Here is a 21,123-nt window from a genome sequence, read left to right on the forward strand (position 1 = left end):
CGATGCAGCACAGGAGAGCGACTCTGACGGCAGCAGTCACCTGGAAATCTCCCGCGGGGTTACTGCTGTGCGGCCTGAGCCTTCTGGTTTTCGGCTGCTCGCGTTCCACTCCTGCTCCGGCGCCAACTCGACCCGCAGTCGCCAGCCGAGATCTCCTTGCTACGTTTGAGAGCCCGTTCGAAAACGTGCGGCCAGGCGTCGCCTATCTCGGCAGCGAAGCCTGCCGCAAGTGCCATGAGGGACATGCGGATTCCTATCATGCCACTGGCATGGGGCGGTCTATGAGTCCCGTCGATCCGGACAGTGCTCCCCCGGACGGTATGTTCGACCATGCTGCCTCCCGGCGGCGCTACCAGGTGCTGCGACGGGATGGAAAGCTGTGGCATCGCGAACTGAAGTTGACCGATAGTCCTGAGGAAATCGTCCTGGCGGAGTTTCCGGTGACCTGGGCCGTCGGCTCCGGCCGGCATGCGCTGACCTACGCCGCCGAAGTGGACGGATTCCTCGTGGAATCGCCCATCACGTGGTATGCGTCAACGAAATCCTGGGGCATGTCCCCCGGCTACGACCTGCCCGAGCATTTCGGGTTTCAACGGGAGATCGGCGAAGGCTGCCTCGACTGCCACGCGGGTCGAGCCGTCGCGGTCGACCGCAGTCTGCACCGGATGCAGATCCTGGAAGACACGATCGGCTGCGAACGCTGTCATGGCCCCGGAGAACTTCACGCGGCCCGCCATCGCCAGTCCGAGGCCGCAAAAATTGCGGAGCTTACCGCGACGATGGACCCGACGATCGTCAATCCCGCTCACCTGTCGCGAGACCTCGCCGAAGCCATCTGCCAGCAATGTCATCTGCGCAGCCAGGCCTCGGTCATTGCACGCGGGAAGAAGCTGTCGGACTTCCGACCCGGCCTGCCGCTGCAGGCCTTCCGTGAAGATTACGTCCTGCAGACGCCGGACCTCTCGCTGACGGTCGTCGGTCACGTCGAACAACTCCATCTGAGCCGCTGCTACCAGGAGTCGCCGGAGCTGTCGTGTCACACCTGTCATGACCCTCACGTTGAGCCGGATTCCTCCACTGCGACCCAGATTCAGAATCAGCATTGCGCGAAATGCCACGACGCCGGCGACTGTCATGTCGATCTCCGGGAGCGAGAAGTCGCCAGCCCGTCGAACGACTGCGTGCAGTGCCATATGCCGAAGGCCCCCACAGAGGTGCCCCACCTCGCGTTCACGCACCATCGAATCGGCATACATCGCGCCGGGGACCGTCGACCGACCGATCCCCGGCAGGTTCCACAGGGGCTCGCCGAGTTGCGACCGTTCCACGCAACGACGGGGATTTCCGAGGCGGACCAGCAGCGATCTCTGGGCCTGGCGTACGTGGAAGCGGGGTCGCGCCAGGAAGCTCCCGACGTCGCCAACGCCTTCCGCGAGCGGGCATGGCGCATTCTGCGGACGGTCCGCGCCAATGGTCCGGCCGATTCCGCCGTGGAAACGGCTCTCGCCCGGCTGGCGTTCGAATTGCAGTCGGCCCCGGTCGAGCCGTTTGCCCGCGCGGCGTTGAGCGATCCGGAACTTTCCGGCAAAGATCGCTGCAACGTGCTGTTTCTGTTGGCCGAAGCTGCCATGCAGCGTCGCGACGACCGAGCCGCCCTGCCATTTGCGGAGGAACTGACGCAGCTCCGCCGTCACCCGCGGGACTGGCTGATGCTGGCGGACTGCCGGAATCATACGGGGGGAGACGGCATTCCCGCTCTGGAAATGGCCGTCGCCATCAACCCGGGACTGGTCAACGTCCGACGCTTTCTGATCCAGCATTACACGGCGACCGGGAAGCCGGTCGAAGCCGCGCGTCACCAGCAGCGGTTCGACCCCTGAAGGCCATCCGCCTTCCAGGTTCCGGCTTTGCCCGCACTCAATCGGCCAGCGGCATCACTTCGACCTTGCGGATGTTAACCCGGCTGCCGGGATCGTGCTGCTGGAAGGCGAAGTGCCCCTGCTTGAACGTCAACGCGAAGTCGAGGTACTCGTACAGCTCGTTGCCGTCGACAATCACCTTGATCCGCGTCATCTTGCGCCCGCGCCAGACGTCGTCGCGCACTTCCAGTTCGTACGTGAACCAGGTATCGGGCTTCACGAGCTCCTTGTAGACATGACACAGCCCGTAGATCGATCCCGTCCGAATCGGATCCCGGTGCGTGCTGTCGATCTGGGCTTCATAGCCGTCGGTGAAGCCCGGTTTCGCCGTCGTCCGAAAGTAGAGCCCCGAGTTGCCGCCGTCGTTGATCTTGATCTCGGCCCGGTAGCGGAAATTCTTGTACGGCCCCTTCGTGCAGACGAGCATCGACGCCGGTCCCGACCCGCAGATCGCGCCGTCCTGAACCTCCCACAGGCTCGCCTCCTGGCCAACCTTCTCCCACCCGTCGAGCGACTTGCCGTCGAACAGCGGAATCCACGCGGCGTCCTCCGCCGTCGCGGGGACGGCAACCGCCAGCAACATCAGCACGGCGGCGCCGACAACGAAATGAGATTTCCAAGTGCGCATCGGTGGTTCCCAGAAAAGTCAGGAGTGATCGATCCGCGGCGATTATTGCAGCGCGACCGCCTAGAACGCCAGTTGCACGTCCAGCGCGACGTGCTGTCTGCCATTCGCTGACCCTCCCGACAGGCGAAGCCCCGTCAGGTCGCTGCCGATGGCCGGCGGCGGACAAGGGGAGAGATTCCACAACGGCGCAGCCGGGCCACTTGCTGCACCAACCCCGCGCACATCGCCCGCAATACTGGCGGCGGACAGCGCCCCGAGCCTGCGCCTCGGCCGCCGAGATCGCTCGGCATGCAGTTTGCGAACCTCTCGGGACGCCCAGCCCCTTGAGAGCATTCAACATGGTCGAAGCCTGTGACTTTCTCGTCAAAGCGCTCGGCCCCCGTCGGGTCGATTCCCCGATGGCTCCGTTGCTCGCCGTGCGGAAGCAGTCGATCCACAACGTCGACGAAACCGACCGCGTCCTGTTCGACGACATTGCCTCCGCCGCCATTACGCGAGGTGTGACCGCCAGCGAACTGCCGGGATTCGAACCGGCCGGGCCGCGCAAGAAGATCGACTTCGATCCCTCGAAGACGCGGGCGGGGATCGTCACCTGCGGCGGTCTCTGCCCGGGCTTCAACGACGTGATCCGGGCGCTGGTTCTGGAGCTGAGCTTCCGCTACGGCGTCAAACGGATCTTCGGTTTTCGCAACGGCTACCAGGGGTTCATCGCCCGCCACGGTCACCCGGTGATGGAGCTGACTCCCGACCTGGTGAGCCATATTCACGAAGACGGCGGGACCCTGCTCGGAACCTCCCGCGGTCAGCAGGATTCCGTCGAAATCGTCGACTGCCTCGAACAACTGGGAATCAGCCAGTTGTTCGTGATCGGGGGCGACGGAACGCTGCGCGGCGCCCTGTCGATCAGCCAGGAAATCGCTTCCCGCGGCTTGAAGATCGCCGTTGTCGGCATTCCAAAGACGATCGACAACGACATCATGTATATCGACCAGAGCTTCGGATTTCAGACCGCCTTTTCGATGGCGACCGAGGCCATCCGGGCCGCCCATGCGGAAGCGGATTCGTCGCCGAACGGCGTCGGCCTGGTCAAGGTCATGGGACGGCATTCGGGGTTTATTGCGTGCTACGCCTCGCTGGCGAAGAGCGACGCGAATTTCGTGCTGATCCCCGAGGTGTCCTTCCGGCTCGATGGGCCGCAGGGTCTGCTGGCCGCGATCGAAGATCGGCTCAAGCGACGGGGCCATGCCGTGGTCGTCGTGGCGGAAGGGGCCGGACAGTCGCTGCTGGAACAATGCCCGAGAACGACCGACGCCTCCGGGAATGCACGACTGGGGGACATCGGGCTGCTGCTCAGGCAGAGAATCTGCGAGCATTTCGCCGCGACGGGGATCGACCTGAACCTGAAATACATCGATCCCAGCGACCTGATCCGCAGCGTTCCCGCGAATCCGTTCGACAGCGTCTATTGCCTGCGACTGGCGCATATCGCCGTGCATGCGACGATGAGCGGCTGGACTGAAATGGTCGTGGGGCGCTGGCACGGCCGATTCGTTCACGTGCCGATTCCACTCGCGATCCAGGAGCGGAATACCGTGGATCCAAACGGAGATCTCTGGATGTCGGTCCTTGAGTCGACGGGGCAGCCGGTATCGTTCGCTTGATCGGACGCCGGCGCAGGCCAAACGTGCTTCGGTTCACGGCGAAAGCAGGTGCAGGAGGCCGATCTGCACGAACGCCGTCGACTCCGGATACAGGTCGTGCTGCAGACGGTCTTCGATGCCGTTGCCGTCGTTGTCGGTCACGAAGTTGTAGACGGCCCCGAGCTCGTTGAAGAGCCGTGCGTGGAAGGGATTGGCGCCGCAGAGGTAACTCAACAGCTCGTGACAGCGGTGGCGGTAGCAGGCATCGCCGGTCGCGTTGTGCAGCTTGGCCAGCGCATGCAGCCAGTGGCCGTCAACGTAAAACGTGAAGCGCACGCGATGGTCGTCTCCCATGAAGTGCGTCATCCCCCGCCCCTTGCGAAAGCCGAAGTGGGGTGTCGGCAGAGCGCGTTCTGCGGAATCGGCCTTGGCCGCCATCCAGTCGTCGGCGGCGAATCTGGCAACTTTGAGCCACGCCTCGCGATGTGGATGCTGCGGCAGAACGCGAGCCCCGGTGGCAAGTGCGGCGATCGCCATCGCATCCTGATCCGGATAAGGAGTCCAGACGCCTGACGGCTGGACGGCGGCCACGCAGGCGTCCAGCGCGTCGCCGCAGGCATCGCGAAGAGTTCTGGGCGACTTCCCGTTTGCGAGCGACACCGGCAGATCGGGTGCGACTTCGCACGCGGCCAGCATGCCGAGCAGCAGGTAGCCGTGCTCGCCGGCGTCGCGCCAGAAAACGAGCCCCGGTTTGACCTCCCGTGCGTAGCCCTGCTGGACTGCATCGTGCAGGCAGAACTGCAAAGCCAGCGCAATGGCCTGGCGCGTCTGCGGCGCGAGCTTTCCATCTGGTTCGGCTTTGAGCGATTCCCCCAGCCCCCACACGGCCCGGCCATTGAAGACGCCCCCCTGACGGTGATCGCCAAACTCCGGATTCGCGAACCAGCCGGTCCCTTCGGTCAGCCATTCGCCCGTCGTAAACATGCCGTAGTGAAATGCGCCGGCGGTGTAGCGTTCCTGTCTGCCCGATTTCTCGCGCAGCGCGAAGTTCTTCGAACTGCGGTGCTGGAGAGCGAGCAGATTGGCCAGCGCCTCGCGGCTCAGTTCGTCGCGGCGATCGGCGACGGCGCGCCGCAGACCGCGTCGCATCTGGTAGAGCACGAGAATGTCCGCAAGATCGTTGGTGAACGTGTAGGGACGGAAGTTCCGGGGATCCCGGTTCGCGAGGTTGCCATCCCAGGGGTGGTCGTTGCTGGCGTTGAACCACGTGTTCCAGACCGCCTGCCAGAAGCCGGCGGCGACCCGATGCCCCAGCGGCTGCGACCAGTCCCGATCGCGATGCGCGAAGTCGTAGAGAGTCCCGGTGTTCTTGAACCAGTCCCAGTCGACCGGCCGGGCAAGATCAAAATCGACTCGACCAAATCCAGCCAGTCGCGGACCCCGGCTCCGCAGGTAGAGATTCACAAGGGGCCGGTAAACAGGCCATTGGGCCGACTCGGCGTCCTTGCGACCGGCGGCATCGACGAAGTCGTCGGTGAATGCCAGCGGCAGATCAGGAATCTCCCCACGGGTATCGCCCGTTACGATCAGCAGAACCTCCGCCTGATGCTCCAGAGTGCCGTCGGCTTCGAAATTGGCCGCGTCGGTCGCGTCGACGTAAAGCAGCATCGGCGCAAGCGGCCGCGCCCCCGGAAAGTCCTGAGGAAACTGACACGAAAAACGTCCGCTCTGCGCCGCCACGGAAATGTCAAAGCTGTCGCCAAACGAGGTACTGACCCGCACCCGGACCGGCCTCTCGCCGGGATCTGCGACAGTGCCACGAATTTCGACCGTTCCCGCCGAGAGACTCTTGACCGGAGACGGAATCACACTGGGCTGCAAGCTCACGGTGGGAATTGCCACATCGGCCAGAAGGCTGGCTGACGGCATGAGCAGTAGCGCGGCTAGGAACGTTGCAGCCAGCTTCATCGAAAGATCCCTGAGAGCGCCGTCACTGCGCCTGGCCGGTGAGAACGGCTTCAGTCGTCGCCCCGAAGCCGACGTTCGCCTCCGACGCAAGCTGGACTTCATTGGCGGAGAAGGTCAGACGAAACGTGACCACAAACGGTGTTTCGTAGAAGCAGAGCTTGGCGGTGAGCTGATTGTCCGCGGTCCAGGTGCCGCTGGCCGAGACCGGTTGTTCGGGCAATCCGGTCCAGGCCGCCATGCCGTTCTGCCAGCGATCGCGGCACAGAGTGATGCGCTGTTCGGCTCCGTCGATCCGCAGGACCAGCGTGCCCAGAGTCTGGTCGCCCTCTGAGCGCTGCAGCGTTATCGATTCGAGCTGGCGGTCGTTTGTCGGAAACACAAAAGTCTTGCCCAAAACCTCGGCCGGCGCGCCGGTCCCCTGCGGCGTCGGCAGCGCCAGGGATTTCAGCCGCCGTTCGAGTCGGGCGCGGTCTTCGGGATTCTGGGTAAGCGATTCGGGGCGAAAGGCAGGCAGGAGTTTGTCCCAGACGAGATTCAGCACCGCCTGCATATCCTTCACGCCGCTGGTGATCGCAATCACGGCGTCCTGATCCGGAAGGACAATGCAGTATTGCCCGAACGCCCCGTCGCCCCGATAAGCGCCGTGGCGGCAGCGCCAGAACTGGTAGCCGTAGCCCTGATCCCAGTCGCTGTGGGGATTGCTGCCGTTGGAAGTCTGCAGTTGAGTTGCGGCCTCGATCCACGCTTCCGGGACGAGCTGTTTCCCCTGCCAGCGGCCTTTCTGCAGGTACAACTGGCCGAAACTGGCGATATCCTCCGTCCGGATGCTCAGGCCGTAGCCCCCCGTCGAAATTCCCTGCGGACTCAGTTCCCAGGTGGGATTGCGGATTCCAAGCGGTTCGAACAATCGGGGTCGCAGATATTCGAGGACCGTCTCGCCAGTCGCCTTCTGCACCATGGCCGAGGCCATGTACGTCGCAGACGTGTTGTACAGGAAATGCGTGCCCGGCTTGAACGGTGCGGGATGCGCGAGAAATGCCTTCGTCCAGGGCTGATCGAGAGGCCGGGGAGGCTCGGTCTGCTGTCCAGTGCTCATCCGCAGCAGATCGCGCAAACGCATGGCTTTGAGGTTGTTACCCGCATCGGCCGGGGCGTCGTCCGGAAAGGCCTGGAGGACCTCGTCATTCAGGCTGAGTTTCCCTTCAGCGATGGCCAACCCCACGGCGGTCGAAGTAAAACTCTTGCTGAGCGAATACAGTGAGTGGTTCGCGTCCGGATGGTAAGGTGCCCACCAGCCCTCGGCGACGACGTGACCGTGCCGGACCAGCATGAAACTGTGCAGAGCGTCGAGCTGCTGATCGGCGGCGTCGATGAACTCCTGGATTGCCGCCGATGAGACTCCCTGGGCCTCGGGGGTGCTGCGCGGCAAGCCGGCAATGACACTCGCCGGCGGGCACAGGTTGACGACGGCCACGATGCATGCCCCAAGCAAGAGATCTCTCATTCTGTCCGTTCCCTGCAGATGCGATCCGCTAACTGCCAATGCCGACGGTGAAGCTAGCGGGGCAGGTGTGGATGTTCAAGTGGCGGAAGTGCGGAGCCGCTCTCGATGGAACAGATTGCGGGGAGGCGGCAGCGTTCACGGCGAAAGTGTTCGAGTGAGTCGCCGGCAAGCAGATCTCAAGAGATCCCATGTGCCTCCACCCGAAAAACGTTGGACAGTCAACGCAGGCAGGGTATGTTGCATGATAGGCGATCAATCTCCGGGAACGGCTACGGCGGCAGCTCTGGCGTGCTGCGATCGGATGCGATGTCGCTTTCCAGGGAGGAAGGCGGTGGATCATGAAACTGTCGGCCTGCGATCGTTTTTCGGACTTGTCGCCTGACGAGATTCATCGAACCCAGCGGCGGATTGCGGCGGCCTTTGGCGACGCGTTCGCGGCGGCCCTGGCCGACGGCGACTTCGGCGCCGATGACCCGATGGAGCTTCACGACGCGACGGGAGGCGCCATTGGGGAGACGCTCTTACCACCTCGGCCCGAAGTCGTTCTGCCGCAGCCGCGTCCCCGATAGATTCGGGATCCGCCTCGACGAGCCCGCCGGTCCGTGTGACAATCGACTGCGCTTCACGTTCCACACACTGTCGAGGCGATCTCATGACTTCCGGGCGATTGATCGGAGCCCTGCTGGCGACCTGTCTGGTCGTGACGCCAATCCTGGCTCAGTCGAAGTCCGTTCCTCGTGATCAACTGGCGGTCGATGTCGTTACGCTCAAGGCCGGCCGGTCCTTGCGGGGGGCAGTACTGTACCGATCGCCCAAAGGAGACCTCTCGGTTGCTGTCTCCCGGGCATGGCTGAAGCAGGCCAATCCGAGTGACTACGAAGAGAAGGCATCGGCCGATGCGCAGTCGCAGCGCGAGGCCTGGACTCAAACGCGGGACCGGCTGACATCTCTGCTGGAGACTGCGCCGGACCAGTCCCGGCTGGCGTTTCTTTACAGATCGGAGCTCGACCGGCTGGAGGAGTTGCTGGCAAAGGACGAGCCTCCGGAGACGTTGTTTCTGGTTCTCGACCTGCCGGCGGCGTCTGTGGGAAAAGTGACGTTGGCCACTCCCGAACGGCGGCGGCTGGCGCTCCTGGCATGGCAGGAGGAGATCCCCGATGTTGAGACCCGCGACGCGAATTCGCTGAAGCAGATCCTGGTGAAGGAGGGAGTGCCGCTGGAGGGGCCGTTGCCCGATCTTTCCGGCCGACTCCCCGCTCAGCCGCAGAGCGAGCGAGAATGGGCGGCCCGGCTGGCGCTGGTGGAGTACGCACTCGGCCGGCCGCTGGACTTCCAGGGGATGGGTTCGACCATCGTTCAGACGGGGGCCGATCAGCCGGTCGATCTGGCGACGGTATTGCCGAGGCTGCTGCAGGAGCAGGTGGGCTCGGTCCTGGACGATCTCCTGGGGAACGCGAAACCCGCCGGGAAGCCGGTCGACGACCGCGAGCTGCTCAAGCCGGCGATCGCGGCGGCGGAAAAGGCGGGCGCCCGTGGCTTTCGCGTGACCCGACTGCAGCTCAACGCCGAGACGAGTCAGGTGCGGGTCGAAACGCGTTTCGTGGCTCGGCTCGGTGCAGACGACTGGCAGCCCGTGTGGGCAGCCGTGGAGCAGGCAGATGGGCGACAGGCCCGGCCGGACCAGGAAACGCAGATCGAGGCCGATCCGCAATTGCAGACGGCTCTCAAGTCAATCCAATCTCTGGGGCTGGGGGTGGAGGACGGCCTGCGGCAGGCGATCCGGGTCGGAGCGGCGACGATGGCGGCCCAGCAGGCGGCGGACGGGCGGTTCTTCGAGCTGCGCGAGCGCTACACGCGACGGCTGGACGGGCCGCGGCTGCCGGTGGCGGAGTAGCAGGCGGGAATTTATTCCACGCGTTCATACCGGGCGACGGTGATGGCATACACGTAGCCGATGGGGACAGCCTCCATCACATTGTTCATTTGCTGACGATGCCAGCTTAACTTCGCACGTCGATCGCGACGCTGTTCGACTGACGGATACCAGATTCGACGAATGCACCCTTCAACAGTGACGCGTTCTCCTGCGACATCGTTGCTCCACTCAAACGGCTCGTCGCCGGCAGAGTGAGAGAGGACCGTCAACCGGTGGCCGTCGGTGAGTACAATCGCGGGCGATTCCTTCCGGCGGCGCGGTTCGGCAATTCCCGTCACTCGCACACGCGCCCCTCGACTGACGGTGTACCAGGTTTCCCGCTCCTCGTCCGATCGCACGGAGATCGCCTGGTCCAGTTCTTCGATCGACACCAGCGACGTGAAGTCTCTCACGTCCGTTTCGAGACACGGTTGGCAATGTCGGTCAACACGGCGGGCTGCCTGGGCTGCACAGTCTTCAAACGGGGCCGGAGCAGTGCAGCGTCCAACAACGAACCCCAACACTCCGAGCAATAGGGCCAAAACCCAGAGCTCGGGGCGAGTCAACGCGGTGAATTTCGGCCGCATCAAGCGTCTCCTTCACCACCCGGTTGCCGAGACTCGTTCCGGACCGTTGAGCTGCTTCAGCAGCTCGATACGGCCCCAGCGGAAGCAGCGGACCGTCAGCCACGCAGTCGCGCACGAAATCGCGGCAAAGATCCAGGGCGGATACCACAGGTCGTACGATTCCAGGTGCAGCGCGGACTCATCGGACGAGAGAAAGGCCTCAATCCGGGCGGCGGTTGTCGGATCGAACCCTTCCAGGAATCCCGAATCGATTTCCTGGCCCGTGGTGATCTTTACCATCGAATCACGAACCTGGAGAACTTCGCGGACATCGGGATACGTGTGCGTCGCAAAGACCTGCCGATCAAACCACGCGTACGACAAACGGACACAATCGATTTCGCCCGTCGGCCGGCGGGTGCAGTCGCAGGCCAGGTGACCGATGAAGAAGACACTGGCGGCCAGAGAGCCCAGCGTCGCCAGTCCGAAACCGGCCATCGAGCGGAACGGCCCGGCCCCGGGCGACCGGGAACCGATCGAACGTCCCGGTCCAGCGATCAGCAGGTCGAGGCTGGAAATTCCCCCGAAAACGACGCCCCCCGCGATGCCTGCCAACCCCCAGCGCCACCCCCATTGAAAGCCGGCGACACCCCCGAGGATTCCTCCGACGACGACGCCCAGGCCAATCGCGAGCGGCACGGAACGAATCAGGGGCGGAGCGGGCATGGGGGAGTTTCTTGCAGTGACAGTCAGCAATTCCGGATTGTTCGCTCAATTTAGCGGTCGGCGGGCAGTCTTGTCAGCCAGGTGCACCGGGACAAGCATCCCCGCGGAACTGTGAAATCCCTCGCGGCTTTCTTTTCGCAAATCGCGTAGAATCCGGCGGCTCAAGGAAATCCGTTTGTTCCTCGTTTCGAAGGTTCAGGCCGTGAAGCGATTTGCTTTCTCCTGCTGGTGTCTGTGTGCGGCGATCATTCTGGCCGGAGCGGCAGCTCCGATCGCGGCTCAAGACGCGTCCACGGAACTGGCCGATTTCCCGAAGTTGAACGCCGCGACCGACTGGCCGTGGTGGCGGGGGCCGTCGCGGAACGGGATTGCCAGCGCGACGCCGGTGCCGACGAAGCTGAGCGAGACCGACAACGTAGTCTGGAAGGTACCGGTGCCGGGACGGGGGCATTCGTCGCCGATCGTCGTCGGAGACCGGGTGTTCCTGACGACCGCCGACGAAAAACTGCAGATCCACTCGGTGCTCGCGTTCGACCGGGACACGGGGAAGTCGCTCTGGAAGACCGACGTTAATCAAGGGAACTTCCCCGCGAAGAACCATGCCAAGAACACGGAGGCCTCGGCGACTCTCGCCTGCGACGGCGACCGCCTGTTTGCCAGCTTCTACGCGCACGATGCAGTGCTGGAAGTGGCGTTGGATCTGGAGGGCAACGTCGTCTGGAAGGAGGACGTCTGCCGGTTCCGGCCGACGATGTTCGAATACGGCTATGCACCGTCGCCGCTGATCTACAAGGACACTGTGGTCATCGCCGCGGAATACGACGGGCCGAGCTTCCTGATCGCTCTCGATCGGGCGACCGGCAAACAGGTCTGGGAGACTCCCCGGCGGAACAGCATTTCGTTCTCGACGCCCGTGGTGACGTCCGCCGGCGGGAAAGAACAGCTCCTGATCAGCGGCCACGAACTGGTTGCGGCCTTCAATCCTGCCGACGGCAAGCCCCTCTGGAAGGTCGCAGGGACGACGCACGCGACGTGCGGCACGATGGTCTGGGACGGCGACATCGTCTTTGCCAGCGGCGGATACCCGAAGGCGGAAACCCTGGCCGTCAAGGCGGACGGCAGCAAGGTCCTCTGGAGGAACAATCAGAAGTGCTACGAGCAGTCGATGCTGGCGTTTGACGGTCACCTCTACGCATTGACCGACGGCGGAGTGATGTTCTGCTGGCGCGGCAGCGACGGAAAAGAGATGTGGAAACACCGGCTGACCGGCCCGGTCAGCGCCTCGCCGGTCCTGGCGGGAGGAAACGTCTACCAGGCCAACGAGCGCGGCACGCTCTACGTCTTCAAGCCGAATCCGGAGAAGTTCGACCTGGTCGAGGAAAACCAGGTCGGCAACGATGCCTTCCCCAGTCCGGCCATCTGCGGCGGACAGATCTTCCTGCGGGTGGCGCAGCGGATCGGTGACAAGCGGCAGGAGTTTCTGTATTGCTTTGGGAAGTAGTTGTTGGTGATTTGCTCTTTGTCAGTTGTCAGTTGTCAGTTGTCAGTTGGGACCGCAGTCAGCATTCGAAGCGTGCCGCATTCCTTTCGACATTCCGCCTTCGACATTCGACATTCCTCTTCATGGCGTCATTGCGTTCCTCGTTGCGCCTTTGCATGAAATCTTCGGCTTTTGAAACTCTCTGCGGCCTCTGCCAACTCTGCGCCTGTGCGAGAGATCTTCCTCCTGCTTCATTCAGGACGGAGCCTCAGCCGGTCACGAGGGCTTTGCTGCCGCCGCGGAGGATCTCTTCTGAGGACGGTTCGGTGAAGGCGACGCTGACTTCGTAGCCTCCCTGCGGATAGGCTTCAGCGACCGGAATGTACCAGGGACCGCCGTCGCCATACGCGGCCGTGGCGACGAAACGATCCGGGGCGGCGGCCTGGGCGCCGAGCTGATACTCGATAAAGCTCTCGGCGGGGAGATGCAGCAGCGTCGTCTGGTTGACGTGCAGTGCGCTGAGGACGATCGACTCTTTCCGTTCACAACGCCGGAGCCAGCTCAGCATCATCGCCGGGCGAATCCGGTTGGCGACCGCGTTGTCCTTCTTCCGGACCTGCGTCATCAAGTCCGTCTCGTTGAATGTCGCCCGCGGTTGCAGCAGGATGTCACGAGTCTGCCAGGCGGCCCGGGCGATCTTCTGAGGCTGCAGCGACTTTTCGCTGGCGACCATCGCCGCGTACATGCGGTCGGTCATCTCCACGCGGGCTTCCGGCGTGCCGTTGTTGTACTTGCCGGCGGCGATGTTGCCCGAACAACCGGTGAAGTAGATGTGTGCGCAGCCCGGTTCTTCCGCCTGACGTCGTTTGCGGGCGAGGCCGACGAATTCGCTGCAGACTTTGCCGTCGCCGTAGTAGCTCATCGGATGGCAGGCGTAGTAATGGAACGCGGCGAGCTTTGCCGGGCCGTCGTAAAAGGCAACGGTCTTGAGCCAGGGATCGATCAGCCCCTCGGGGAGTTCCCAGTGTTTGGGGTTCTTGCTCGAACTGCCGCGCCAATCGACGATTTTTCCGTTCGGCCCCACGAACCGGCGATTCCCGGCAACCTTTTCCACTTTGGCCTGGCCGGTGGCGATGTGGCTGATCGGACGCAGATTCTTCATCGCCGCAGACACCGCTGCGGCCCCGCGGTCAAGACACTGCTCGAAGAAGTCGACGAAGACGTTGTGCGGCAGATCCCCCTCGGCCATCAGGATCCGTTCCGTCTCCAGGCAGACGAACGGAGCGTTGTGCTGATGGACGCACTGCACGGCCACGCGGTCCGGCGTCGTCCCCGCGGCCTGCGCCAGCCGGGCCCGCCACTGCAGATGGGCTTCGTTGAGAATGCCGGTCCAGTCGACGGCGCAGATCACAATCGGCGCACCGGCCCCGGCGATCACCACGCCAATCGCTTCCTCGGGATCGTCCATCCCGTCCACCGGGTTGATCCAGCCGCCGCAGAGGGGATGCCCCATCGGCGGACTGACATCAAACTTGAATGTCGCCAGTTTGAGAGCTGGAGCGTCCGCACTGAAGCTGAAATCCGGCAGGAGCAGACTGGCCGCGGCGGCGGACAGGCTGGTTTCGAGGAACTGGCGGCGAGTCGGCATGCGTGGCTCCCGAGGAATGGAGGGGCAGGAGGACGCATCAAAGATAATCGATAGCATCGTTCCGCGAAAGTCGCCCGAGCCGGCGGGTTGGTGCATTACCGGGGCGGACTGGCGGCCATGTCCGGATCCATCAGCGGCGCGGGGTCGGCTGGGGGCAAGTTCAGGCGGTCGGCGAGGGTGGTCTCGATGAACACCGCGGCGGCAGGGTCGGCGAAGACCATGCGCCACGTGGGCGTATTGAGCAGGCCATTGATCGCGGCACGCGAATAGCGGCTGTCGAGAATCACGACTGGCAACCGCCCCTGATCGTCGCGCAGGCTGACTTCCCACCCGCGGTCGGCGACGGCCATGCGGCCCAGGATGTCCTCAAAGCGTCGAAACGTGTTTTGCGAATTGACTTCCAGGCGGGGGTCCATGAAGACCTTGTGATCCGGGCCGTTGTAATACGTGTAGAGCGAGGCCTGCCCCATGTGAGCGACAAAGGCGCGCGGAGGAAACTCCGGATTGCCGGCGAACTTCGCCGCGGCATGCGCGTACCAGTTCGGGCGTTCTCCCATCCCGAACACGCGGCCTTCGCCCACCGTGCGCCCCCAGACGCCGGAGACGACCAGGGCAATTCCGAGAATCATGGCCGCGGTTGCCGTCCCGGCGGCAATTCGCTGGCCGCGGCGCGAAGTCAGAAATAACGGCGGCCAGCAGTCCTGCACGTTGGCGCATAGAACGACTCCCCCCACCAGGGCGAAAATGTTGGCGTTGCGCGTGGCTTCCCAGGCCAGATTCGCGAACCCGGCGAAGAGGAGCAGACGATAGGGACTCCAGCGCCGCCGCCAGATCAGGAGATACACAAAACTGGCTGCCCCCACTGCGAAGATCGCGAGTTGGGCGATGGCGTAAATGTTGGTCAGACCGTGCCGGCGGACGAACTCGATCGGCCGCTGAAATTCCCCGATGCGAACGGCGTAGAAAGCCTGCTCGATCGAGAATTTACGGTAGAGGACCAGCGGAAACAGCGCGCCTTCCTCGAAATACGGATTGAGGAACGACACGAGAAGCCCCGCCAGGATGCACCAGAGCAGCGGACGAATCCCGGGGACGGCAGGCGCTTCGGCCAGTCCCAGTCGGCCTCCCATCCAGGATCGCAGGAGGTAGTCGACGAGGTAGCAGCTGCCGACTACCAGTCCCAGGATGAACAGGGCATGGCAGTTGATCCAGATGAGCTGTAGAACCGGCAGCCACCACATCAGTCGCGGCCGGCGTTCGACCTGACTGACGATCCAGAGCCAGATCGCGAGGAAGAGCTGCGTCAGGACTTCAGGACGCTCGTAGCCGCGGCCGCTGATGGAGATGATCGGCGACAACCACAGCAAAGCCTTGATCGAAGCCGGGAGGCCGTTGCCGGCAGCCCGCCAGGCGATGGCCACTGCAGCAGTCAGGCATGTGGCCTTGGTCAGAATAATCGCATCGGCGCCTCCGAGCGCGTAGATGCCGGCGATCAGGACCTGAAAGCCCCAGTGCAGGTCGATCCAGGGTTTGTCGTAATCGGTGAACAAGTACCAGTCGGTGTGGGGGACTTCCCCGCGGGACCAGATCAATTCCCCCGTTTTCAGGTGCCACCAGAAGTCGGTGTCGCTCAAGGGAAAGACGCAGAGGAGGAAGACCCACACCAGAAACAGTCCGAACACGATGCGTTCGGCGCCAGGGTCAAGTGGCGGGAGAGACGCGGCAATCTCAGTCCTGGCGCCGGAAGCGGTCGAATTTGGCAGACTGGTGCGACGGGACTTGGAAGCCATGCAGAGCCGTCCGGAACGAGTACGAACAGATTCGCGGGGGCAGACGAAGGATGAGCGGACCGCTTCGCGGGTCATTCGGGAACCGGTACTCTACCGCATGCCAAGTTCGGGTTCACCTGCACGCGGCCGGAACTGAAACCGGTCGGCCGCGGTCGAGATTCCCGTTCTCGCGTTTCACGGAATTCGCTACAAACGAGGGACGGCCGGGGGAAGTCGCCCACGGCGACTCCGGAGAGTATGGATGACCGCCCGGCAAATCCCTGCGTATATGTTGCTTTCCGCCCTGCTGGTGCTCACCTGGGCCAGCCTGGCCCGCGGGGAGGATCCGGCTCCTGCTCCAGACCCGTTGTCGCAGCTCAGCATCCAGCAGTTCTTCATCGACGGCGGCACGATCGGGTACATCATCGTCGGTCTCAGCCTGGCGATGGTCGCCCTCATGTTCGAGCACATGCTCAGCATCCGTCGCGGCACGTTGATGCCCCGCGGCCTGGCCGAAGAGTCCCATCGGCTGATCATGGCGGGACAGTTCAAGCAGGCGGAAGAACTCTGTCGGTCGCGTCCCAGCTTTCTCGGCTATCTGCTGGCCGCGGGACTGGCGGAAATCGGCATCGGCTATGCCGCCGCGGAAAAGGCGATGGAAGACGCCGCCGTGCAGCAGTCGTCCCGGCTGCAGCGGAAGGTCGAGTATCTGTCCATTATCGGGACGATCGCCCCGATGCTCGGGCTGATGGGAACCGTCTGGGGCATGATCCTCGCGTTCATGGAATTCGAAAAGAAGGCCAATCCCCAGGTCTCCGAACTGGCCCCGGGGGTCTACAAGGCCCTCGTCACCACGCTGTTCGGGCTGATCGTCGCCATCCCCGCCACGGCGGCGTACGCCTATTTCCGGAACCGGATCGACGAACTGGTGGCGCAGACCTCGCTCCTCGCCGAGCACGTCTTCGCCGACTACAAGCGCGGCCTCGCCGCCCGGCGAAAGGCCCGGCGGGCGCAGGCCGCGGCGCCTGGCCGACCGGCGGCCCCGCAAACCGGACAGCCGCCCCGTCGAGGACCGCAGGGATGAGAGTTCCCAGCCGTCCCGTCGGACGCGGACTGACGTTCAATATTACGCCGTTGATCGACGTGGTGTTCCTGCTCAATATCTTCTTCCTGGTCGCCACGTACTACATCACGAACGAGCCGTCCGATCCGGTGAATCTGCCCGGGGCGACGCTCGCAGAAAGCGAAGACGACGTCGCCAGCCGGTTGATCGTCACGGTCCGCCCCGACGGCACGCTCTCGCTGGCCGGCGTGGAGATCTCGCTCTCGGATGCGAATCGCGAAATCTCGCTGATGATGACCGAACACGGCTCAGAGCAATGCGAGCTGCGGATCCGGGCCGACAAGGAGACGCCCTACCGGTTCGTGGAGCCGCTGCTGCTGGCGGCGGCCCGGCAGGGGGTGACGCGGGTCCGCTATGCAGTCGTCTCCGCGGCGGGAGGGAACTGATACCATGCGGATTCCCACTTCCCGCGACCGGGGCGGCTTCGACGCCAATATCACGATGACGCCGATGATCGACATCGTGTTTCAGTTGCTGATTTTCTTTATCTGTGCAAGCACGGGAACCGTGAGGGATCTGCTGCTGGAGACCGATCTGGCGCCCGGGGCCGTGGAGGCCGCCGCCAGCCCGCCCGCGGAGAAACCGCTTGGCGAAGTCTGGCTGAAACTGGAGCGACGGGGCGACGCCACCGTCAGCGTGCTGGAAGGATCGGACTATCCGGAATTCGGCCCCCTCCAGGATGTCCTCCGCGCACTGGCCGAAACCGCGAAGGAACTCCCGGTGAATCTGGACATCGGCCCGGAAGTCCCGATGGGGGACATGATCCGCGTCTACGATGCCTGCAAGGCGGCGGGATTTGAGTCGATCAACTTTGCAACCGATCCGGAGGCCCTCAAGGCCGTGCCATAGCCTCCCGAGCATCGACTCTATGTTGTGGCGCTTGCGCCGAAATCGCGGCGGCGATCGAAGGCCCGCTGCCGGATCGTGTCGTTGAGCGGCGGGTTGGCCCATCCAATCCACTGGCCCATGAAGTAGCCCAGAACGCTGCACCCCAGTCCGTAAAGATCCGCCGGAATTACGGCGCACACCCAGGCGATATGTGCCAGCAGCACGCTGCCCGACACAGCGCCGACGGCTGCGGAAAGCCAGTCGTGATAGGCCGGCGACTCTGCAATTCCCTCCGGCATCGGCCAGATCGCCGCTTCCCAGAAATAGCGTCCCAAAAACGCGGACAACCCGCAGACCATCGGCAGGATGCCGGACCAGTGCGACCGCGGACTACCATACAAGCCCATCACCAGCGGGACGAACAGTGCCGAGAGAAGCAGCGACAGATTCAGGTCGAGCAGGTCCATGATCGAATTGCCGTAGAAGGCCAGCACCAGGCCCCCCAGCGACACGAGCAGCACGCACGAGCGTTCGATCAGGAGGCCGTGACCGCGAAATGCCGCGAACCGGCTGAGGACGTTGTGGCCCAGGACTGTCGCCGGCGCAAGGACCGCGCTGCAGGCCGTGGACATCACGATCGACACGAACGAAACCACGAAAATGACGGCCATGGCCGGCGAGAGATACTTGCTCGCCATGAACTGCAGCACCTGGTCGCGCCCTTCGGTCGGCAGAATCGGATCGGTGAGCGAGGAGAGCAGCCCCATGCTGACGGGAATCAGACCGAACATCAGGTAGGTCACGCCGGAGATCAGACAGGCCAGGCTGGCGGTTCGGGCGCTGTTGGCCGAGAAGACCCGTTGCAGCAGGTCCTGCCCCGGAATACAGCCAAAGAACCCGGAGCAGAACGTCCCCGTCCAGCCCAGCACACCCGCAGTGGTCATGATGGGCAGCAGCGTCAGAAAGTCAGGGGGCAGCTCCGTCACCATCTTATTGACGCCCCCCACCGCGGAACCCTCGCCAAACGCCGAGAACGTGACATAGCCCAGGCAAATCAGTCCCGCGAACGCGATGACGATCTGCAGCGTGTCGGTCAGCGTCACCGACCACATCCCCCCCACCGAGGTATAGACCAGCGTGATCAGGAAGCCGACGACGATTCCCCACTCCAGCGGAATCCCGAAATAGACCTCCTGCACGATGCCGAGCGCTTTGAATTGGGCGGCGACCCAGCCGAAGTAAGCCGGGATGATCAGGATCGAACACAGGACTTCCGTCGCCTGCCCGTAAGTCTGACGATAAAAGTCCCCGACCGTGAGCAGCTTCATTCGCCACAGCGGACCCGCGAAAAACAGGCCCGCCAGGATCAGAGTCGCCGAGCAGGCGAAAGGATCGAGGATCACCCCCCGCAGCCCTTCCTCCCGGGCCGCCCCGGCGGAACCGCTCATGGTGGCGGCGCCGAACCAGGTGGCGATCAGCGAACCCCAGGCCAGAAAGACCCCCAGCCGCCGGCCGGCGACCAGAAAGTCTTCTTCAGTTTCCACTTTGCCTTTGGCATAGATGCTGATCCCCAGCATCAGCAGCAGATAGCCGCCCAGGACCGCAGCCAGCAGCCAGCGCAGGCTGTTCGGAATATTGAGCGCCGGGCCGGCGGCGTCTGCCAGGACGAGCGACAATTCGGGCAGGCGGAACACGTCGGGCACTGTGATGACTCCAGGATCTGCAGATGACTCCCGTCAGGCACACTCCAGTCCGCCGGCAACGTCAAGACCCCCGGCAAACGTCGCGCCGCGCCCCGCGGCGGGAACATGATGACAACTTTCTCCCCTAAGTCCAATCTGCGCGCCGTGGGCGGCGTACGCTGACTCAGAGATGGGTTGAGAATGGGCGCCGCGTTCGGCGGAGATGGAGGGGAGAATCGAGCGGGCACTCTGCCTCCGGAGTGCGAGATCAGAAGTCGAAGCTGAAGCGCATAGCCAGACTGTCGCAGGTGCTGGAGCCATCTACGGGCTGGTCGATCATCGCGTGGACGTAGTTGAAGTACACGCGGGTGTAGGGATCGAGATACCAGTTCAGACCGACGGTCAGATCGGTTTGTCTTCCCCCCTGAATGGCCCCGGAATTCAAGTCGACCTGCGACAATCGCGTTGCGACTTGCCAGGCCCCGGGACCAAACTCGACGCCGTCTGTGTCGGCAAATTTCAGGAACGGCCGTGCAGGTTCAACCCGGTCGAAAACGCCGAACTCTTTCCGATAAACGCGATGCTCGCCGGTCAGAAAATAGCTGGCGTCAACATACCAGCCGTAGAAGAGCAGGCCGCCGTCATATGTTGACTCGACCGGCGTCAGCGTCACTTCACTCTGCAGCGAGAACGGCCCTTTCACCAGGGCAGCTTCCCAACCAAACAACTGATAGGTCCGGGCGGCGATTTTTCCGGTGTTGATGAAAAACGGCACGTTGGGAGTGTTCGCCCCCAGCCGCGCCTCGGATTCTGCCTGGAACTGAACAAATCCGGTGCCGGTGTGACGGTAGCTCGACGCGAAGCCGAGATGGAGGAATTCGTCGCCGCGATCGTTGAACCACGGCAACCAGGTGACGCGGCCAGTGACGACCCCGGCAAACCGATCGCCGGTCGCATCTCCGTAGGCATTGCTGTTGTTGTTAAACAATCCAATGGCCCATGTGCCAACTTCTTCCTCGCCGACGGTGTTTGTCGCGCCGACGCCAAGATTTCTGGCCGGAGCAAAGGCCTGATCGACTTGGGACCGTTCCATATACGTCTGGAACCGGTTCGACGTCAGCCGTTCCAGACTGAAGGGTTCGAAGAAGTGACCCACCCGGATTCGCCCCAAGCCCGGAATGTCTTTGAAACCGGCCCAGACGTCGAGGAACGTCGGTCGCCCTGACTGTGCGAAGTCCATTTCCAGGCGGTATTCCGACGGACCGTAGTCCCCGAACATGGCGATTCGCGCCCGTCGAAAGTCGGATCCATTCTCGACGTCGCCGAACTGCGCTTTGTTGGCCTCATCCTGGTTGAACCAATACTGGTCGGCTTGAAGCTCGCCCGACCATTTCACGGTCGGCTTCTTCGCGTCAACCGCCTTCTTGGTCGCATCGGCCGCCTTGCGAGTGGCGTTCGCTGATTCCAATTGATCCAGGCGATTACGAAGCGCGCCGATTTCCAGCCAGGGATCGGCGGCGCCCGGCTCCGGAGGAACCGTCGTATCAGCAAACTCTGATTCCTGGGTGGCTTCGGAGAATTCCTGAGCGGTGCACTGTGACGCGAACCACCCGGCGACCGCCAGCGAGAGTCCGACGAAGCATGCGAACCGAATCGGCACAAATCTCAGTAACCACCTACAAGTCATGCAGTTAGAACCAATCTCGACTCGCAACGGAAATCACCGC

17 protein-coding genes are annotated in these 21,123 nt (G+C 63.4%); 8 read left to right on the forward strand and 9 right to left on the reverse strand.

Annotation, left to right across the window (positions count from 1 at the left end; genetic code table 11):
- Nucleotides 1-281 precede the first annotated feature (281 nt).
- Nucleotides 282-1,880 carry a hypothetical protein gene (locus SH412_RS06245; protein ID WP_336522651.1) on the forward strand — a complete coding sequence of 533 codons (1,599 nt, stop codon included), beginning with the start codon at nt 282-284 and terminating at the stop codon, nt 1,878-1,880.
- Between the two features lie 37 nt (nt 1,881-1,917).
- On the opposite strand, the gene SH412_RS06250 is transcribed toward SH412_RS06245, so the two are convergent.
- Nucleotides 1,918-2,547, reverse strand: a complete 630-nt coding sequence (locus SH412_RS06250; RefSeq protein ID WP_336522652.1) for a 3-keto-disaccharide hydrolase — start codon at nt 2,545-2,547, stop codon at nt 1,918-1,920.
- Between the two features lie 338 nt (nt 2,548-2,885).
- Here SH412_RS06250 and SH412_RS06255 point away from each other — a divergent pair, with 338 nt between their 5' ends.
- On the forward strand, nt 2,886-4,208 hold the full coding sequence (locus SH412_RS06255; RefSeq protein ID WP_336522653.1) for an ATP-dependent 6-phosphofructokinase: 1,323 nt from the start codon (nt 2,886-2,888) through the stop codon (nt 4,206-4,208).
- Between the two features lie 33 nt (nt 4,209-4,241).
- On the opposite strand, the gene SH412_RS06260 is transcribed toward SH412_RS06255, so the two are convergent.
- Nucleotides 4,242-6,155: a hypothetical protein gene (locus SH412_RS06260; RefSeq protein ID WP_336522654.1), complete on the reverse strand. Its 1,914-nt coding sequence runs from the start codon at nt 6,153-6,155 to the stop codon at nt 4,242-4,244.
- A 22-nt stretch (nt 6,156-6,177) separates the two neighbouring features.
- Nucleotides 6,178-7,659, reverse strand: coding sequence for a serine hydrolase domain-containing protein (locus SH412_RS06265; protein ID WP_336522655.1), 1,482 nt, complete (start codon nt 7,657-7,659; stop codon nt 6,178-6,180).
- A 338-nt stretch (nt 7,660-7,997) separates the two neighbouring features.
- On the opposite strand from SH412_RS06265, the gene SH412_RS06270 reads away from it, so the two are divergent.
- Nucleotides 7,998-8,228 (forward strand): hypothetical protein, encoded by a 231-nt coding sequence (locus SH412_RS06270; RefSeq protein WP_336522656.1) that lies wholly within the window; start codon nt 7,998-8,000, stop codon nt 8,226-8,228.
- 83 nt (nt 8,229-8,311) lie between these two features.
- Nucleotides 8,312-9,553, forward strand: a complete 1,242-nt coding sequence (locus tag SH412_RS06275; RefSeq protein ID WP_336522657.1) for a hypothetical protein — start codon at nt 8,312-8,314, stop codon at nt 9,551-9,553.
- A gap of 11 nt (nt 9,554-9,564) precedes the next feature.
- On the opposite strand, the gene SH412_RS06280 is transcribed toward SH412_RS06275, so the two are convergent.
- Together SH412_RS06280 and SH412_RS06285 are read right to left on the reverse strand one after the other, a co-directional pair.
- Nucleotides 9,565-9,987: a hypothetical protein gene (locus SH412_RS06280; protein WP_336522658.1), complete on the reverse strand. Its 423-nt coding sequence runs from the start codon at nt 9,985-9,987 to the stop codon at nt 9,565-9,567.
- Between the two features lie 186 nt (nt 9,988-10,173).
- On the reverse strand, nt 10,174-10,866 hold the full coding sequence (locus SH412_RS06285) for a hypothetical protein (RefSeq protein WP_336522659.1): 693 nt from the start codon (nt 10,864-10,866) through the stop codon (nt 10,174-10,176).
- A 202-nt stretch (nt 10,867-11,068) separates the two neighbouring features.
- On the opposite strand from SH412_RS06285, the gene SH412_RS06290 reads away from it, so the two are divergent.
- Nucleotides 11,069-12,367, forward strand: a complete 1,299-nt coding sequence (locus tag SH412_RS06290; protein WP_336522660.1) for an outer membrane protein assembly factor BamB family protein — start codon at nt 11,069-11,071, stop codon at nt 12,365-12,367.
- 247 nt (nt 12,368-12,614) lie between these two features.
- On the opposite strand, the gene SH412_RS06295 is transcribed toward SH412_RS06290, so the two are convergent.
- Together SH412_RS06295 and SH412_RS06300 are read right to left on the reverse strand one after the other, a co-directional pair.
- On the reverse strand, nt 12,615-13,994 hold the full coding sequence (locus SH412_RS06295) for a hypothetical protein (protein WP_336522661.1): 1,380 nt from the start codon (nt 13,992-13,994) through the stop codon (nt 12,615-12,617).
- Between the two features lie 95 nt (nt 13,995-14,089).
- Entirely contained in the window at nt 14,090-15,676 is a 1,587-nt protein-coding gene (locus SH412_RS06300) for a hypothetical protein (RefSeq protein WP_336522662.1), read from the reverse strand.
- Between the two features lie 349 nt (nt 15,677-16,025).
- Here SH412_RS06300 and SH412_RS06305 point away from each other — a divergent pair, with 349 nt between their 5' ends.
- The 3 genes from SH412_RS06305 to SH412_RS06315 are packed head-to-tail and all read left to right on the forward strand — an operon-like array spanning nt 16,026 to nt 17,735.
- On the forward strand, nt 16,026-16,847 hold the full coding sequence (locus tag SH412_RS06305) for a MotA/TolQ/ExbB proton channel family protein (RefSeq protein WP_336522663.1): 822 nt from the start codon (nt 16,026-16,028) through the stop codon (nt 16,845-16,847).
- The gene (locus SH412_RS06310) at nt 16,844-17,272 is read left to right on the forward strand and encodes an ExbD/TolR family protein (protein WP_336522664.1); all 429 of its coding nucleotides are present in this window, start codon (nt 16,844-16,846) and stop codon (nt 17,270-17,272) included. The genes SH412_RS06305 and SH412_RS06310 overlap by 4 nt, the downstream gene beginning before the upstream one ends.
- A gap of 4 nt (nt 17,273-17,276) precedes the next feature.
- Nucleotides 17,277-17,735: an ExbD/TolR family protein gene (locus tag SH412_RS06315; protein ID WP_336522665.1), complete on the forward strand. Its 459-nt coding sequence runs from the start codon at nt 17,277-17,279 to the stop codon at nt 17,733-17,735.
- Nucleotides 17,736-17,752: 17 nt separating this feature from the next.
- Here SH412_RS06315 and SH412_RS06320 read toward each other — a convergent pair whose 3' ends face one another.
- Both SH412_RS06320 and SH412_RS06325 read right to left on the reverse strand, forming a co-directional pair.
- Nucleotides 17,753-19,417, reverse strand: coding sequence for a high affinity choline transporter 1 (locus tag SH412_RS06320; RefSeq protein ID WP_336522666.1), 1,665 nt, complete (start codon nt 19,415-19,417; stop codon nt 17,753-17,755).
- A gap of 247 nt (nt 19,418-19,664) precedes the next feature.
- A complete protein-coding gene (locus SH412_RS06325; protein ID WP_336522667.1) occupies nt 19,665-21,056 on the reverse strand; it encodes an OprO/OprP family phosphate-selective porin in 1,392 nt (463 codons plus the stop codon).
- Between the last annotated feature and the right edge of the window lie 67 nt (nt 21,057-21,123).

This window comes from Planctellipticum variicoloris (assembly GCF_030622045.1).
Lineage (GTDB): Bacteria > Planctomycetota > Planctomycetia > Planctomycetales > Planctomycetaceae > Planctellipticum > Planctellipticum variicoloris.

Excerpts from the sequence above, each read along its gene's own strand:
- SH412_RS06245 (WP_336522651.1), top strand. The coding sequence starts at position 282 with ATGAGTCCCGTCGATCCGGACAGTGCTCCCCCGGACGGTATGTTCGAC.
- SH412_RS06250 (WP_336522652.1), bottom strand. The coding sequence starts at position 2,547 with ATGCGCACTTGGAAATCTCATTTCGTTGTCGGCGCCGCCGTGCTGATG.
- SH412_RS06255 (WP_336522653.1), top strand. The coding sequence starts at position 2,886 with ATGGTCGAAGCCTGTGACTTTCTCGTCAAAGCGCTCGGCCCCCGTCGG.
- SH412_RS06260 (WP_336522654.1), bottom strand. The coding sequence starts at position 6,155 with ATGAAGCTGGCTGCAACGTTCCTAGCCGCGCTACTGCTCATGCCGTCA.
- SH412_RS06265 (WP_336522655.1), bottom strand. The coding sequence starts at position 7,659 with ATGAGAGATCTCTTGCTTGGGGCATGCATCGTGGCCGTCGTCAACCTG.
- SH412_RS06270 (WP_336522656.1), top strand. The coding sequence starts at position 7,998 with ATGAAACTGTCGGCCTGCGATCGTTTTTCGGACTTGTCGCCTGACGAG.
- SH412_RS06275 (WP_336522657.1), top strand. The coding sequence starts at position 8,312 with ATGACTTCCGGGCGATTGATCGGAGCCCTGCTGGCGACCTGTCTGGTC.
- SH412_RS06285 (WP_336522659.1), bottom strand. The coding sequence starts at position 10,866 with ATGCCCGCTCCGCCCCTGATTCGTTCCGTGCCGCTCGCGATTGGCCTG.
- SH412_RS06295 (WP_336522661.1), bottom strand. The coding sequence starts at position 13,994 with ATGCCGACTCGCCGCCAGTTCCTCGAAACCAGCCTGTCCGCCGCCGCG.
- SH412_RS06305 (WP_336522663.1), top strand. The coding sequence starts at position 16,026 with ATGACCGCCCGGCAAATCCCTGCGTATATGTTGCTTTCCGCCCTGCTG.
- SH412_RS06310 (WP_336522664.1), top strand. The coding sequence starts at position 16,844 with ATGAGAGTTCCCAGCCGTCCCGTCGGACGCGGACTGACGTTCAATATT.
- SH412_RS06315 (WP_336522665.1), top strand. The coding sequence starts at position 17,277 with ATGCGGATTCCCACTTCCCGCGACCGGGGCGGCTTCGACGCCAATATC.